Genomic DNA, 15,006 nt, shown 5'->3' on the forward strand with positions numbered 1-15,006 from the left:
GGATCTATTCTCCGCGCCGTTTTCCATAATTGAGCGCGAACAATGCGCCGCCCCGGGGACTGATATGATTGTCGTTGAAAACCTCCATAAGCACTTCGGAGGGTTCCACGCTGTTGATGGAGCCAGCCTGCAAATCGAAAAAGGCACGATCACGGGACTGATCGGACCGAACGGTGCAGGTAAAACCACCCTGTTCAATGTGATCGCCGGTGTTCTGCCGCCGACCAGTGGCCGCGTCACGATGGATGGCGAGGATATCACCGGTCTGCCGCCGCACGAGTTGTTCGGCAAAGGCTTGCTGCGCACGTTCCAGATCGCGCACGAATTCCACTCGATGACCGTGCGCGAGAACCTGATGATGGTGCCCGCCGCCCAGACGGGCGAGACGCTGTGGAACACGTGGTTCGGCCGCAAGCGCATTGCGGACGAAGAGCGCGCGCTGCGTGCGAAGGCCGACGAGGTGCTCGAATTCCTGACCATCAGCCATCTGGCGGACGAAAAGGCCGGCAATATGTCGGGCGGTCAGAAAAAGCTGCTCGAACTGGGCCGTACGATGATGGTCGACGCCAAGATCGTGTTCCTCGACGAAGTCGGCGCGGGCGTGAACCGCACCCTGCTGATGACCATCGGTGACACGATCCTCCAGCTCAACAAAGAGCGCGGCTACACCTTTGTCGTCATCGAGCACGACATGGACTTCATCGGCAAAATCTGCGGTCCGGTCATCTGTATGGCCGAGGGCAAGAAGTTGGCCGAAGGATCGCTCGACGAGATCAAGTCGAACGAGCAGGTCATCGAAGCCTACCTCGGCACCGGTCTGAAGAACAAAGACAAGGTCGGCGCATGAAGGCGCTGATCACATCGGCGCTTATACTGGCGGCAGGCGCGGCAAATGCCGACTGCGTGACGCTGGACGAAGCGTTCGAGGTCTGCGATCTGGAAGGCACCACCGATGCGGGCGTGGAAGACAACTTCTACTTCATGCAAGTCGGGATCATGGAGATCGGAGAAAACTTCGATCAGGACGCAGTGCGCATCCACGGCGTCGGCCTGCCTGTCATGGACGGCATCGCGACCGAGATGGATGTGCTGGGACAAGAGGCCTATAGCTTTACCTCCATGCGCCCGAATACGCAGGTTTTCGAGATCCTTGACGCGCAGAAGCTTGATTGCGCCGCGCCCAGCCGCGTTATCGCCTACCGCACGGATGGTCTGATGGCGGTTTACACCATCTACACCATCCAAGACCGCTACGTTCTTTTCATGTCCAACGGCGCAAACGGCGACACGCCGCTTGCAGAACATGACCAGCTCATCAGCCAGTTCGGAGACCGGAACGGCCTGCGCAAGGATTGCGACATTGGCTGACCGTTTCCCCCTTTTCCTGAATTCGCGCGCCGTATGCGTGCCAAACACCCTTGTACGAGAGTGTCACACTCATGACTGAACCATTCCTCATCGGAGATACGATGACCGGCGGTTACGGCCGTGGTCCCGATATCCTCCATTCCTGCACGATTGCCGTGAACCCCGGCGAGATCGCTGTCATCGTCGGCCCGAACGGCGCCGGTAAATCGACCGCGATGAAGGCGGTTTTCGGGATGCTCAACGTCCGCAGCGGCTCGGTCCGTCTGGACGGCGAGGACATCACCACCCTGACGCCGCAAGAGCGCGTCCTCAAAGGCATGGGCTTCGTGCCGCAGGTCCGCAACATCTTTCCGTCGATGACCGTCGAAGAGAACCTCGAGATGGGCGCGTTCATCCGCACCGATAATTTCAAGGACACGATGGAGCAGGTCTACAGCCTTTTCCCGATCCTGCGCGACAAGCGTTACCAAGCCGCGGGCGAGCTTTCGGGCGGTCAGCGTCAGCAGGTGGCCGTGGGCCGCGCGCTGATGACCCAGCCGCGTGTTCTGCTGCTCGACGAGCCGACCGCTGGTGTATCGCCTGTCGTCATGGACGAGCTTTTCGACCGCATCATCGAAGTCAGCCGCACAGGGATGCCGATCCTCATGGTCGAACAGAACGCCAAGCAGGCGCTCGAAATCGCGGACCGCGCCTACGTGCTGGTCCAAGGCGCCAATGCTCACACCGGAACGGGTCAGGAAATGCTGAACGACCCCGTCGTCCGCCGCTCGTTCCTTGGAGGCTGAGATGGATTTTCTCAACGCGCTGGTCATGCTGACCAACTTCATCATCATTCCGGCGACCACCTACGGCGCGCAGCTTGCGCTGGGTGCTTTGGGCGTGACGCTGATCTACTCGATCCTGCGGTTCTCGAACTTCGCGCACGGCGACACGATGGCACTCGGTACTGTCGTCACGATCGGCATCACCGCGCTTTTCCAGTCGTGGGGCATCACGCTCGGACCGCTGCCGACCGCCCTGCTCGCCCTGCCCTTTGCCATCATCGTCACCTCGCTGGTGATGATCGGCACCGATCAGGTCGTCTATAAATTTTACCGCGCGAAAAAAGCTGCGACGATTGTGTTCGTGATGGCCTCGCTCGGCGTCATGTTCATGACTAACGGCGTGATCCGTTTCCTTGCTGGCGTGAAGGACATCAACTTCACCGACGGCGAGCGTTTCCTGATCCAGGCGCGCGCGTTCAAGGAATGGTCGGGCCTCGACCAGCCGCTGGCGCTTCGCACCACGCAGGCGCTGACGGTTGTCGTCGCGGTCATCGTCGTGGCCTGGCTGTTCTGGTTCCTCAACCGAACCCGCACGGGTAAATCCATGCGTGCCTATTCGGATAACGAGGATCTGGCGCTGCTGTCGGGCATCAACCCGAACCGCGTTGTCATGGTCACTTGGCTGATCGTCGGCATCCTGACCACGACTGCTGGTGTGCTCTACGGCCTCGACAAAAGCTATTCGCCCTTCACCTATTTCCAGCTGCTACTGCCGACCTTTGCGGCGGCTATCGTTGGCGGTCTGGGCAGCCCGCTGGGCGCTATCGCTGGTGGTTTCGTCGTCGCCTATTCGGAGGTCGTCGTGACCTACGTCTGGCGCGCCGTTGCAGGGTACGTCCTGCCTGAGAACCTACAGCCCGAGGGCCTGCTCCAGCTGCTTTCGACCGACTACAAAATCGCGGTGAGCTTCACGATCCTCGTCATCGTGCTGCTGTTCAAGCCCACCGGCATCTTCAAAGGACAATCGGTATGAGCCAGTCCAACCGTGTGATCTTTTACTTCGCCCTCGTCGCGATCCTTTTCCTGCTCGAAGGTCTGACCAACTTCTGGATCTTCACCGGAAGCTGGGACACCTCGGTCTCCATCCTCAACATGGCGCTGGTTTCGGCGGTCATGGCGCTGGGTGTGAACCTGCAATGGGGCTACGCTGGCCTTTTCAACGTCGGCATCATGGGCTTCACCGCTCTGGGCGGCCTCGCGGTCGTCATCACCTCCATGCAGCCCGTCGGCGAAGCATGGGAGGCCGGCGGTGCGCGCGTTCTGGCGGGCCTGCTGATCGGTGCACTGACCATCGGCCTGACGATCATGCTGCGCACCAAGCTGCCCAAGGGCAACGCCCGCGCGGTGTTCACCATCGTCGTGCTGGTCGGCGGCTTCTTCATTTACCGTTCGGTCTTCGATCCGGGTGTTGAAGCGATCGAAGCCGTGAACCCCTCCGTTGCCGGTTACCTTGGCGGTCTGGGCCTGCCCGTGTTGCTGTCGTGGCCGGTTGGTGGCCTGCTGGCAGCTGGTGCTGCGTGGATCATCGGCAAAACCGCACTGGGCCTGCGTTCGGACTATCTGGCCATCGCGACCCTCGGTATCGCCGAGATCATCGTCGCCGTGATCAAGAACGAAGGCTGGCTGTCCCGCGGCGCCAAGAACGTCAACGGCCTGCCCCGTCCGGTCCCGAACCCCGTGGACCTGCAAGCCGATCCCGCCTTCATCGAGGCTGCCGCCCGCTTCGGCATGTCGCCGGTTGAAGCGTCGACGCTCTACATCAAACTCGGCTACGCACTGCTCTTCACTGCCGTTCTGGTGATCGTCCTGATCCTCGCCCAGCTGGCCCGCCACTCCCCGTGGGGCCGCATGATGCGCGCGATCCGCGATAACGAGACCGCAGCCCGCGCCATGGGCAAGAACGTCACCGCGCGCCACCTGCAAATCTTCATCCTCGGCTCCGCGATCTGCGGCATCGCCGGTGCGATGATGACTACGCTCGATGGCCAGCTTGTGCCGACCACCTACAACCCGCTGCGCTTCACCTTCCTCATCTGGGTGATGGTGATCGTCGGCGGCTCGGGCAACAACATCGGCTCGCTCCTCGGCGCGTTCCTGATCTGGTGGCTCTATGTGAAGGTCGAACCGATGGGCCAGTGGCTCGCGCAGGTCTCCACCGCTGGCCTTGATCCGAACAACTGGTTCGCGGTCCGCATGACAGACGCCGCGCCGCATATGCGCCTCTTCACCATGGGGCTTATCCTGCTCCTGGTGCTGCGGTTCAACCCGCGCGGCCTCGTCCCCGAAAGATAAGAACACCAAGGGCCGCCACGCGCGGCCCTTTCTTCATTCTGACCCAAATACCTCGGGGGAGCGGCGCAGCCGCGGGGGCAGAGCCCCCTCTTGCCCGAGTGGTCAAAAGCGCTATAGCTCACGCCCATGAATGAATTGATTACAGCCTTCACCACGCTCTTCGTGATTATCGACCCCATCGGTCTCGCGCCGCTCTTTGTCGCGATGACGGCGGGCATGTCCGATAGCAAACGCCGCGCCATCGGTCTGCGCGCTTGCGTCATCGCGTTTGCGATCCTGTGTATCTTCGCCTTCTTCGGCGAGGCTGTGCTCGGCTTCATCGGCATCGGCCTGCCCGCGTTCCGCATCTCGGGCGGTATCCTTCTGTTCCTCACCGCGCTTGAAATGCTGTTCCAAAAACGTCAGGCCCGCCGCGAGAACAACGCAGAGGACGCGCATGAGGACCACGGTGACGATCCCTCGGTCTTCCCGATTGCCATCCCGCTCATTGCAGGTCCCGGTGCCATCGCGACGATGATCCTTCTGATGGACCGTGCCGAGGGCTTCGCAGGCTCGATCTCCATCATCGCCGTGCTTGCCTTCGTGCTGGCGATTGTCTTCGTGCTCTTCCTGATTTCGGGCTCGCTGGAGCGCATCTTGGGCAAGGTCGGAGTCAACGTCGTCACCCGCCTTCTCGGCCTTTTGCTGGCCGCATTGGCGATCCAGTTCATTCTTGATGGCCTTAGGTCTTTCGGTCTGGCCGTTTAATCCTAAATATAGGTGCATGAGCCAAAACGAGATCATGCGTCTGACATACTTGGGACTGATCGTCATCGCCGTGCTGATCGGCGTGCTGGCGACGTCGCGTGGTCGTTTCGGCCAAGTGGCCCGTAACTTCGGCATCTGGGCGGTGATTATCGGCGGCACGACCTTTGCGGTCGGCACCTATCAGGGCGCGGGCTTCATGCCCTTCCAGACGCAAGCGGAATTGCAGGATGGCCGGATCGAGCTGACCATGCAGCGCGACGGGCATTATTACCTGACAGCGCTGGTGAACGGCGTTCCGATCGAATTCGTCGTTGATACCGGCGCGAGCCATGTCGTGCTGACCGAAGAGGACGCCAAGCGGCTCGGGTTCAAAGCGGATGACCTGCGTTTTGTCGGCTCAGCCACCACCGCAAATGGTATCGTTCAAACCGCGCCAGTGCGTCTGGAGACGGTCGAGCTCGGACCGATCCTCGACCGCAATGTCCGCGCGGTGGTTAACGGCGGCCCCATGCGGGACTCGCTGCTGGGCATGAGTTATCTCTCGCGCTTCGAGAAGATCGAGATTACCCGCGGGCGCCTGATCCTCACCCGCTAATGCTTGATCTTGAACTGTTTGTTCGTCAGACGCGCCCGCTCGAAACTTGCCGTGTCCTCGATCGAGTTATGCGCCGGAACTTCGGCGCATTGGGCCAGTTGGTCGAGCTTGGACTCGTTGCCCCATGTGAAGCGGATTTCGATGTCGTGCGGATCGTCGAAGGCAGCGAGCGCGAGGAACTGATAGCTCCGGCTTGCGCGCGAGAAATAGAGCGTCGTGCCACACTCCTTGCAGAACCCGCGTCCAACGCCTTCGGAACTGCTGAACGTGTTCGGCAGGCCCTTGGTCCACGTCAGCGCGGGGTTGGCCACGCCGACCCAGCCCATCGCCATCCCGCCCGAAGCCCTTTGGCACATCCTGCAGAAACAGACGTGAGCATTATCCAGCAGTTGCGAAGTGCGAAAACGCACTGCTCCGCACTGGCAGCCGCCTGTGTAAAGCGGCAGTTCGGATTTTCGAGACATACCGCCCCCGCAAAGAAAATAGTTAAGTGCACCTTGGTCAGGATTCAGCCTTCTTGACCCAGCGATGGCCTTCCTGCGCCCAATACTGTGCAGTGCAGCCTGCTCCGGTCAGCGTCTTCCATTGTTCTCGTGCTAGTTGAATTTCATCACCAAGTGTAGCGTCGAAAACGACCATCGCGCGCTCTAGACCGTCAACCTCTTCGGGGGCGACCTTAGCCCCGTGAACCGCCACCACGCAAGTCGGGTTATTCTTACGGTTGTGTGAGGAGGTCAGTAGGATCGGCTGCCGTGCATCGTGTTTTCCGCCCTCGACACCGTGGGGCAGAAATCCGTCGTCGGCCCCGCCCCAGAGTTTGGTATCGAGTTCCTTCAACCGGTCAGTGTCGGTGCCGCGCACTTCGATGCGCCATCCTGCGTCCAACGCCTTACCGAGCAGAAGCGGCAGCGCTTCCTCCAGCGGGCTTTCGGTCAGGTGGTAGAAGAACGCGGCACCCATGTCTTAGGCCTCGAAACGGTCGCGGATCAGGCGGTCGAGCGCACGCACACCCCAGCCCGTCGCGCCTTTGGGATGCAGTGGGCCGTCGGCTTTTTTCGATGCAACGCCCGCGATATCGAGGTGGATCCATGGGGTGTCGGGCTTCACGAAGCGCTGGAGGAACTGAGCCGCAGTGATCGAGCCGCCTTCACGGCCGCCGATGTTCTTCATGTCGGCGATGTTCGACTTCAGCAGCGCGTCATAACCGTCACCCAGCGGCATCCGCCATGCGCCCTCGTCCTCGACCTTGGCAGCGGCGAGGAAGTCGTCCGCCAGTTCGTCATTGTTCGAGAAGACGCCCGCGTTTTCCGACCCCAGCGCGATGATGATCGCACCGGTGAGCGTCGCGAGGTTGATCATCGCGGTCGGCTTGAAGCGGTCCTGCGCGTACCAGAGCACATCGGCCAGCACGAGGCGGCCTTCTGCGTCGGTGTTGATGATCTCAACGGTGTCGCCCTTCATCGATGCGACAACATCGCCCGGACGGGTCGCATTGCTGCCCGGCATGTTCTCGACAAGACCGACGAGGCCGACGACGTTCGCTTTGGCACCGCGGGTCGCGATGGCTTTCATGACGCCGGAAACAACGCCGGCGCCGCCCATGTCCATGGTCATGTCTTCCATACCAGCAGCGGGCTTGAGGCTGATACCGCCGGTGTCGAAGACGACGCCCTTACCGACGAGCGCGAACGGAGCTTCGTCACCGCCGCCGTTCCACTTCATCACGACGACTTTGGACGGGCTGGCGGAGCCTTGGCCCACGGCGAGCAGCGTGCGCATACCGAGCTCGTGCAGCTTGTCTTCTTCGAGGACTTCAACTTCAACGCCCAGTGCGCTGAGTTCCTGAAGTTTTTCAGCGAAGGTCGTGGTGGTCAGGATGTTCGCAGGCGCGTTCACCAGATCGCGGGTGAAGAACACGCCGTCGGTGACGCCAGCCATCGGAGCGAAGGCTTCGGTCGCGGCATTCACGTCCTTCACGGCCACGCGGACGTTGGCAGCGGCTTTCTTCTCGCCGGTTTTCTGGTCCTCATAGGCATAGGTGCGCAGCGCCATACCGTAGGCGACGTCAGCGACGTTCTTCAGCGATGCGCCCAGAACGAGCGCGCCTTTACGGCCCAGCGAGCGGGCAATTGCGCCGCCCGCTTTGCGCGCGGCGTTGGCGGAGGCGTTGCGCTCCAGCTTCACGACCAGAACGCTCTCGGTCTCCATCCCGAAGGGGTACGCGATCTCCGCGACCTCGCCCGACTTCATGCTCTCGAAACGGTCGGACTCTACCAGACGGCTCAGCGCTTTGCGGGTGAGCGAGTTCACCTTGCGCGCCGCGATGTCCAGCTTGCCGTCGCTGCCGGCAAAGACGACGACGCGCTCTTCTTCGGCTCCGAGGGTATCAAGCTGCGGTTCGACAAATTCGATAGCAATGGGGTTGGTCATGAAATCTCCTGAGTGTGTTTGAGCAATTGGTAGCTTGCCGCCGGAGGAATGACCAGAATGCAGTTCAACCCCCTGATTAAATGGGTTAGCTTCCGCCGGAACCAACAAAGACCAAGCGGGGGGATCAGTGGCACGATTCGACAGATACATGCTGTCGCAGCTCTTGACCCTGTTCGGATTTTTCGCGCTGGTGCTTGTGCTCGTCTACTGGATCAACCGTGCAGTCATCCTGTTCGACCAGCTAATTGCAGACGGCCAATCGGCTTGGGTTTTCCTTGAATTAACAGCGCTTTCGCTGCCGGGCGTGATCCGGATCGTGCTGCCTTTGGCGGCGCTCGCGGCGTCTATCTATGTCACCAACCGCCTGTCGAATGACAGCGAATTGGTCGTGGTACAGGCCACTGGCTTTTCGCCGTGGCGACTGGCGCGGCCTGTGATGATCTTCGGTCTGCTGACGACGATGATGACGCTCGCGCTGACGCATTACCTCGTGCCCACGGCGCTGGAGCGGTACTACGAGCGCCGCGACGAGATCGCCCAGAACGTCACCTCGCGCCTGCTGGTCGAGGGGCGTTTCCTGACGCCGGTCGACCACCTGACAATCTACATCCGCGACATCAGCCGCGAGGGCGAGCTGATGGACCTGTTCCTCTCGGACACCCGCAATCCTGATGAAAGCGTCACCTACACCGCCGCGCGTGCTTACCTGATCCGCACGGACAACGGCCCGCAACTGGTGATGATCGACGGGATGGCGCAGACGCTGGACACGGAGACGGGCCGCCTCCTGACGACCACGTTCGACGATTTTGCATATGACGTGTCGGACCTCACCGGATCGGAGCCGAGCGACACCCGAGGCGCGCCCGAGATCACGACGTTCGAGCTGATGTCCCTCAGCCCCGCGCTGGTCGAGGAAACGGGCCGCACCCGTGCGCAATTGATGCTGGAAATCCAGAACCGCACCGCTCAGGCGCTGCTCGCTTTGTCGGGCTCGCTGATCGGGTTCGCTGCGCTGATCGTCGGCGGCTTCAGCCGTTTCGGCGTCTGGCGGCAGATCATCATCGCGATTGCGCTCGTGATTGTGGTCAAGATCGTCGAAAGCGTCGCGGCGAACATGGTCCGCGTGACGCCCGAGGCATGGTATCTGGCGTATCTGCCCACGCTCGTCGGTCTGCTGATTACCGCGTTCCTGTTGCACCTCGCCGCCAAGCCGAAAAAACGCAGGCGGATCAAGGAGGTTGCGGCATGATCCTCCACCGTTATTTCGCCCGCAGATATCTGACGACGCTCGCGTCGATCTTCGGCATTTTCTTTGCGATCATGGCGTTCCTCGATCTGGTCGAGCAGTTGCGCCAGTTCAGCGATGTCGGCGTGTCATTTGCGGATGTGGTCAGCCTGACGCTGCTGAACCTGCCGCAATCGCTCTACGGGATTTTTCCGTTGATCGTGATCCTGTCGACCATCGCGCTGTTCCTCGGGCTTGCGCGGTCGTCCGAACTGGTCATCACCCGCGCTGCCGGTCGCTCTGGTCTGCGCGCACTCGCGGCTCCTGCTGGTGTGGCATTCATCGTGGGCGTTGTGGCTGTCGCGGCGATCAACCCGATCGTGGCTTCGACCTCGCGCGAATACGAAGTGCGTGCCGCCTCGCTCAAGGGCGTGGACGCGGCGCTCACATTGGCAGCCGACGGGCTGTGGTTGCGTCAGGGCTCGGACGAAGGCCAGACGGTAATCAAGGCGTCGTCTTCGAACCTCGAAGGCACGCAGCTTGGCGACGTGACGTTCCTGACCTTCGCGACCGAGGGCGGCCCGACCCGCCGCGTGGACGCCGAAGCCGCAACGCTCGCGAATGGCATGTGGAGCGTGACCAACGCCAAGGTCTGGCCGCTCAGCGACACCCGCAACCCCGAAGCCGAAGCGCAACTGTTCGACACCTTCGAAATTCCGAGCAACCTGACTGCCGACCAGATCCGCGACAGCTTTGGTACTCCCTCGTCGATCCCGATCTGGGAACTGCCGGGGTTCATCCAGCGCCTGCAGGACGCGGGCTTCAGCGCGCGACGTCACGCGGTCTGGCTGCAGTCGGAATTGGCGATGCCGGTGTTCCTTGTTGCGATGGTCCTTGTGGGGTCGGCCTTCACCATGCGCCACCAGCGCGGCGGCCGCACGGGCATCATGGTGCTTTACGCTGTGCTGATCAGCTTCGCGCTCTACTTCGTGCGTAACTTCGCGACGATCTTGGGTGAAAACGGGCAAATCCCCGTCATGCTCGCCGCATGGGCCCCGCCGTTCGGAGCCATCGGGCTCGCCCTCGGATTACTACTACATTTGGAGGACGGCTGATGCGTCTTGCCGCGACCGTTCTTGCTCTGCTCCTGCCGCAGATCGCTACTGCACAAGTGGCCGCTAACCTATTGGCGGACAACGTTTCCCTGCGCGGTGAAAACACGCTGATCGCCTCGGGCAACGTCGAGGTTTTCTACGGTGACAGCCGTCTGACCGCGACGCGGATCGTTTATTCGCAGGACACCGACCAGCTGAGCATCGAGGGGCCAATTTTCATCACCGGCCCCGATGGCGAGATCTTCATGGCGGACAGCGCTGAGATCGATCCCAAGCTGGAAAACGGCATTCTGTTGGGTGCGCGTCTGGTGCTGGACGAGCGGCTCCAACTCGCCGCCGCACGGATCGATACCTCGCCGACCGCATCGCAACTGACGCGCGTAGCTGCGACCTCTTGTTCCGTGTGCGACGGACGTCCGCCACTTTGGGATATCCGCGCGGGCCGTGTGACCCACGATGAGGAAGCGCAGCAACTGTACTTCGAGGACGCGACCTTCCGCGTACGGGGCGTACCGCTGGTATGGCTTCCGAAAATCCGGCTGCCTGATCCGTCGCTGGAACGTGCGACCGGCCTCCTGATCCCGCGCTACCGCTCTACCGACCAGCTCGGTTTCGGCGTAAAGCTCCCGTATTTCATTGCATTAGCCGATGATCGTGATGTAACGATCACGCCATACCTCAGCCTCAATACCGTGACGGTCGAGGGGCGCTATCGTCAGGCGTTCGCCAACGGCGATCTGCTGGTCGAAGGTGCGCTGAGTTCCGACAACCAGACCGACGACACGCTGCGCGGCTATATCCGTGCCGATGCCGAGTTCTGGCTGCCGAGCGGTTATACCCTGACGTTCGACGGCACGGCGACCACGGACGACGGCTACCTCCAGACCTACGGCTATTCCGACGCCGACCGTTTGGAGAGCACGCTGCGGTTCGAAAAGGTTGAAGCGCGGAGCCTCGCGTGGGCCGAAATCTCGGCCTATCAGACGCTGCTCGACGACGAGAATAACGCTGGCCTTCCGCCGCTCGTTGCAGAAGCGCGCTATGAGGAGTCCCGCGACATGTGGGGCGGTTTGTTGACCATCGGCGCGGACGGTGACCTGTTCCTGCGTTACGGCGAGGATACCGGCGGTCTGGACCGCGATGTGTTCCGCGTCGGAGCCGAGGTAGACTGGGTGAAGGATTACGTCCTGTCCTCCGGTCTGCTGGTCCGCAATGACGTTGGCCTGCGCGCCGATTGGTATGTGTTCAACGACGAACTCCTCTATGATTCCGGTGTGCGGTTCACCCCCGAGGCGGCTGTGACGCTGAGCTATCCGATGATCCGCACCGGCGCCAAGGGTGTGACCGACATCATCGAACCGAAGGTCATGGTCGGCTGGACCGGCGATTACGGCACCGACATTCCGAACGAGGACTCGACCAGCGTCGAGTTCGACGAGAGCAACCTCTTCTCGCTTAGCCGCTTCCCCGGTGAGGACCGCATCGAGCCCGGTCTGCAAGCTGCCGCCGGCCTCAGCTGGTCGCGCACTGCGGATAACGGGCTGTCGGCGCGTTTCGTACTGGGCCGTGTGTTCCGCGAAGAAGCCGCCGATTTCACCGACAGTTCGGGGCTTTCAGGCACGACCTCCGACTGGCTCGTCGCGGGGCAATTCATGCTGCCCGACGGGATCGGCCTTGCGGGGCGGTCGGTGCTCGACAATAACTTCACCCCCAGCAAGTCCGAGATCGCGATTGACTGGAACGGCATCAAGATGGACCTCGCCGCGAGCTACGTGTTCCTCGATACCGATCTGGCCGAAAACCGCGACGGTGACGTGTCCGAATGGGCGGTGGATGCAGAGTACCGGTTTGACGATATCTGGACGCTCGGCGTGAACGGGCGATACGACATTGCCGCCGAAGCGCCTGCGGAAGCGGGCTTCGATATCGGGTGGCAAAACGAATGCGTGACGGTCGAGTTTTCCGCCTCGCGCCGCTACACTTCTTCCACTAGTGTTGAACCAACGACGGATTACGGTCTGTCCATCGGGCTGACAGGATTTGGAACATCGGCCAGCGGCGCTGCCGCGCGACGGACATGCACGAAATGACGAGGCAAATAATGCGAGCTATTCGAACCCTTCTTTGCGCGGCCGCGACGGCTGCCCTTCTGGCTCCGGTTTCGGTGCAGGCGCAGGGCCTGTTTTCGCCCGCGATCATGGTCAATGACCAAGCGATTACGAATTATGAATTGAACCAGCGCGTTGCGCTGCTGGAGGCCTTCAACACCCCCGGCAATCCGGCCGAAGTTGCCCGCCAGCAGCTGATCGATGACGCGCTGCGCCGTGACTACATGGCCAGCCGCGGCATCAGCATCACCGATGAGGGCCTTCAGGCTGCGCTGGAGGAATTTGCGGGGCGTGCGAACCAGTCGGTTGACCAGTTCCTTGCCGCACTGGCGAGCCAAGGGATCGAGGAGCAGGCGCTGCGCGATTATGTCGAGATCAACAGCCTGTGGCGCGACTTCATCCGCCGTGAGTTCCGCGGCAGCGTCGATGTCTCCGACCGCGACATCGACACCGCGATTGCGAGCGAGCTGGGCAATACCACCGCGATCCAAGTCCTTCTGTCCGAAATCATCATCCCCGCGCCGCCCGAGCGCGCTGCCGAGGCGATGGCGATTGCCGAGCGTCTGAGCCGTCTGCGCTCGACTGCCGAATTCTCGGCTGCTGCGGCGCAGTATTCCGCCGTCCAGACCAAGGAAAACGGAGGCCGCCTGCCGTGGAAATCGCTCGACGAATATCCGGCGGGTCTCGGTGACGTACTCCTCGCGCTGGAGCCGGGTGAAGTGACCCAGCCGCTGCCGATCCCGAACGGCGTGGCGCTGCTTCAACTGCGTGACCTGCGTGAAGTCGACAGCGGAGAGGCCAAGCCGATGATGCTGGACTATGCCGTTTTCACTATCGGCGGCGGTCTCACGGCAGAGGCACTGGCGCAGGCCGCGCAGATCGACGCGGACACTGATAGCTGTGACGACCTGTATGGCGTGGCCAAGGGTCTGCCCGAGGATCGCCTGACCCGCACCACCGCTGCGCCGTCCGAGATCGAGAATGACATTGCGATGGTTCTGGCTGGTCTGGATGAAGGCGAGAGCGCCGCTGCCCTGACCCGCAACGACGGTCAGACGCTGCTCTACGTCATGCTGTGCAGCCGCCTGCCGGTTGTCGACGGCGGTATCGACCGCGAAACCGTGGCCAACCGTCTGAGCAGCCGTCAGCTTGCGCAACAGGCCGATCTGCTGCTGGCCCGTCTGCGCGCAAACGCGACCATCGTCACGCCATGACTGTTGCCATCAGCTGTGGTGAACCCGCAGGCATCGGACCGGAAATCGCGGTCCGTGCGTGGGAGGTTCTGCGCGAAGACGTCCCGATGCTCTGGATCGGCGACCCGACCCACCTGCCCGACGGCGCGAAGTTCGAGGTCGTTGCCCAGCCCGAGGACGCGGCCGGTGTGACTAAAAACGCCCTGCCCGTTCTGGCCCGCGATTTCGGCGCGCCCCGCGTGCCGGGCGTGGCTGATCAGCGCCATGCGGTCGGTGTGATTTCTTCGATCCAGACGGCGGTCCAGCTGACCATGACGGGCCGCTGCGCTGCGATGACCACAGCGCCGATCCACAAAAAGGCGCTCGCTGACGGGGCCAACTTCTCGTTCCCTGGGCACACAGAGTTTCTGGCGGCATTGGCCGGCAATCAGAAAGTCGTGATGATGCTGGCGAGCGATCAGCTCCGCGTCGTGCCCGCAACGATCCATATCGCGCTGAAGGACGTCCCCGCGCAGTTCACGCCCGAAGTACTGTCCGACACCGTGCGGATCACTGCGCGCGGGCTCATCCAGAACTTCGGCATCCGCGAGCCGCGCATCGCCATTGCGGGCCTTAACCCGCACGCTGGCGAAGGCGGCAAGATGGGCACCGAGGAGCTGCAATGGATGAACGCCACGGTCGACGCGCTGCGGGCCGAGGGCTTTAACCTGCGGGGGCCGATGCCGCCCGACACGATGTTCCACGCCGCTGCCCGCCAGACCTATGACGCCGCGATTTGCGCCTACCACGATCAGGCGCTCATCCCGATCAAGACCATTGATTTTGACAACGGGGTCAACGTCACGCTCGGGTTGCCGTTCATCCGCACGTCGCCCGACCACGGCACCGCATTCGACATCGCGGGCACGGGCAAAGCGAACCCGTCGTCGATGATCGCCGCGATCCGCATGGCGCATAGAATGGCGCAGGCATCGTACCGTCAGGGCTAAAAAACTGTAATAATACCTAAGGCTTTGTTGAAGGGACGGCTCCGCGCCCTACTCCTTGTTGTGGTTTTCATAACAAGTGATTGAGGCCAATCTCATGCAATCCCAACAACCTCCTCT

At 61.9% G+C, this 15,006-nt stretch carries 15 protein-coding genes; 12 read left to right on the plus strand and 3 right to left on the minus strand.

Annotated elements, in window-relative coordinates:
• The first annotated feature begins 64 nt into the window (after positions 1–64).
• From IF204_RS05665 to IF204_RS05695, 7 genes are all read left to right on the plus strand, one after another.
• Positions 65–847 (plus strand): ABC transporter ATP-binding protein, encoded by a 783-nt coding sequence (locus tag IF204_RS05665; protein WP_194095345.1) that lies wholly within the window; start codon positions 65–67, stop codon positions 845–847.
• Positions 844–1,368 (plus strand): hypothetical protein, encoded by a 525-nt coding sequence (locus tag IF204_RS05670; protein WP_194095346.1) that lies wholly within the window; start codon positions 844–846, stop codon positions 1,366–1,368. Before IF204_RS05665 ends, IF204_RS05670 begins: the two co-directional genes overlap by 4 nt.
• 71 nt (positions 1,369–1,439) lie before the next feature.
• Entirely contained in the window at positions 1,440–2,153 is a 714-nt protein-coding gene (locus tag IF204_RS05675) for an ABC transporter ATP-binding protein (RefSeq protein WP_167638343.1), read from the plus strand.
• Position 2,154: 1 nt separating this feature from the next.
• Positions 2,155–3,165: a branched-chain amino acid ABC transporter permease gene (locus tag IF204_RS05680; protein WP_194095347.1), complete on the plus strand. Its 1,011-nt coding sequence runs from the start codon at positions 2,155–2,157 to the stop codon at positions 3,163–3,165.
• Positions 3,162–4,484, plus strand: coding sequence for a branched-chain amino acid ABC transporter permease (locus IF204_RS05685; RefSeq protein WP_194095348.1), 1,323 nt, complete (start codon positions 3,162–3,164; stop codon positions 4,482–4,484). Before IF204_RS05680 ends, IF204_RS05685 begins: the two co-directional genes overlap by 4 nt.
• 126 nt (positions 4,485–4,610) lie before the next feature.
• Positions 4,611–5,231, plus strand: a complete 621-nt coding sequence (locus IF204_RS05690) for a MarC family protein (protein WP_194095349.1) — start codon at positions 4,611–4,613, stop codon at positions 5,229–5,231.
• A gap of 34 nt (positions 5,232–5,265) precedes the next feature.
• A complete protein-coding gene (locus IF204_RS05695) occupies positions 5,266–5,826 on the plus strand; it encodes a retropepsin-like aspartic protease family protein (RefSeq protein WP_228069082.1) in 561 nt (186 codons plus the stop codon).
• On the opposite strand, the gene IF204_RS05700 is transcribed toward IF204_RS05695, so the two are convergent.
• The 3 genes from IF204_RS05700 to IF204_RS05710 are packed head-to-tail and all read right to left on the minus strand — an operon-like array spanning position 5,823 to position 8,256.
• The gene (locus IF204_RS05700; protein WP_194095351.1) at positions 5,823–6,290 is read right to left on the minus strand and encodes a GFA family protein; all 468 of its coding nucleotides are present in this window, start codon (positions 6,288–6,290) and stop codon (positions 5,823–5,825) included. The two genes, IF204_RS05695 and IF204_RS05700, sit on opposite strands and share 4 nt — an antisense overlap.
• Positions 6,291–6,327: 37 nt before the next feature.
• Positions 6,328–6,786, minus strand: a complete 459-nt coding sequence (locus IF204_RS05705) for a DNA polymerase III subunit chi (protein WP_194095352.1) — start codon at positions 6,784–6,786, stop codon at positions 6,328–6,330.
• Positions 6,787–6,789: 3 nt separating this feature from the next.
• Entirely contained in the window at positions 6,790–8,256 is a 1,467-nt protein-coding gene (locus IF204_RS05710; RefSeq protein ID WP_194095354.1) for a leucyl aminopeptidase, read from the minus strand.
• Between the two features lie 127 nt (positions 8,257–8,383).
• Here IF204_RS05710 and lptF point away from each other — a divergent pair, with 127 nt between their 5' ends.
• The 5 genes from lptF to pdxA are packed head-to-tail and all read left to right on the plus strand — an operon-like array spanning position 8,384 to position 14,889.
• A complete protein-coding gene (gene lptF, locus IF204_RS05715; RefSeq protein ID WP_322743264.1) occupies positions 8,384–9,508 on the plus strand; it encodes an LPS export ABC transporter permease LptF in 1,125 nt (374 codons plus the stop codon).
• A complete protein-coding gene (gene lptG / locus IF204_RS05720) occupies positions 9,505–10,599 on the plus strand; it encodes an LPS export ABC transporter permease LptG (RefSeq protein WP_194095355.1) in 1,095 nt (364 codons plus the stop codon). Before lptF ends, lptG begins: the two co-directional genes overlap by 4 nt.
• Positions 10,599–12,689, plus strand: coding sequence for an LPS-assembly protein LptD (locus IF204_RS05725; protein WP_194095357.1), 2,091 nt, complete (start codon positions 10,599–10,601; stop codon positions 12,687–12,689). Before lptG ends, IF204_RS05725 begins: the two co-directional genes overlap by 1 nt.
• A gap of 11 nt (positions 12,690–12,700) precedes the next feature.
• On the plus strand, positions 12,701–13,921 hold the full coding sequence (locus IF204_RS05730; protein WP_194095359.1) for a peptidylprolyl isomerase: 1,221 nt from the start codon (positions 12,701–12,703) through the stop codon (positions 13,919–13,921).
• Positions 13,918–14,889 (plus strand): 4-hydroxythreonine-4-phosphate dehydrogenase PdxA, encoded by a 972-nt coding sequence (gene pdxA, locus IF204_RS05735; protein ID WP_194095361.1) that lies wholly within the window; start codon positions 13,918–13,920, stop codon positions 14,887–14,889. Before IF204_RS05730 ends, pdxA begins: the two co-directional genes overlap by 4 nt.
• Positions 14,890–15,006 lie beyond the last annotated feature (117 nt).

The sequence above is a fragment of the Marivivens aquimaris genome (genome assembly GCF_015220045.1).
Taxonomy (GTDB): domain Bacteria; phylum Pseudomonadota; class Alphaproteobacteria; order Rhodobacterales; family Rhodobacteraceae; genus Marivivens; species Marivivens aquimaris.

Coding starts and splice junctions, on each gene's coding strand:
- IF204_RS05695 (WP_228069082.1), top strand. CDS start 5,266: ATGCGTCTGACATACTTGGGACTGATCGTCATCGCCGTGCTGATCGGC.
- IF204_RS05685 (WP_194095348.1), top strand. CDS start 3,162: ATGAGCCAGTCCAACCGTGTGATCTTTTACTTCGCCCTCGTCGCGATC.
- pdxA (WP_194095361.1), top strand. CDS start 13,918: ATGACTGTTGCCATCAGCTGTGGTGAACCCGCAGGCATCGGACCGGAA.
- IF204_RS05710 (WP_194095354.1), bottom strand. CDS start 8,256: ATGACCAACCCCATTGCTATCGAATTTGTCGAACCGCAGCTTGATACC.
- lptG (WP_194095355.1), top strand. CDS start 9,505: ATGATCCTCCACCGTTATTTCGCCCGCAGATATCTGACGACGCTCGCG.
- IF204_RS05705 (WP_194095352.1), bottom strand. CDS start 6,786: ATGGGTGCCGCGTTCTTCTACCACCTGACCGAAAGCCCGCTGGAGGAA.
- IF204_RS05665 (WP_194095345.1), top strand. CDS start 65: ATGATTGTCGTTGAAAACCTCCATAAGCACTTCGGAGGGTTCCACGCT.
- IF204_RS05730 (WP_194095359.1), top strand. CDS start 12,701: ATGCGAGCTATTCGAACCCTTCTTTGCGCGGCCGCGACGGCTGCCCTT.
- IF204_RS05670 (WP_194095346.1), top strand. CDS start 844: ATGAAGGCGCTGATCACATCGGCGCTTATACTGGCGGCAGGCGCGGCA.
- IF204_RS05680 (WP_194095347.1), top strand. CDS start 2,155: ATGGATTTTCTCAACGCGCTGGTCATGCTGACCAACTTCATCATCATT.
- IF204_RS05725 (WP_194095357.1), top strand. CDS start 10,599: ATGCGTCTTGCCGCGACCGTTCTTGCTCTGCTCCTGCCGCAGATCGCT.
- IF204_RS05700 (WP_194095351.1), bottom strand. CDS start 6,290: ATGTCTCGAAAATCCGAACTGCCGCTTTACACAGGCGGCTGCCAGTGC.
- IF204_RS05675 (WP_167638343.1), top strand. CDS start 1,440: ATGACTGAACCATTCCTCATCGGAGATACGATGACCGGCGGTTACGGC.
- IF204_RS05690 (WP_194095349.1), top strand. CDS start 4,611: ATGAATGAATTGATTACAGCCTTCACCACGCTCTTCGTGATTATCGAC.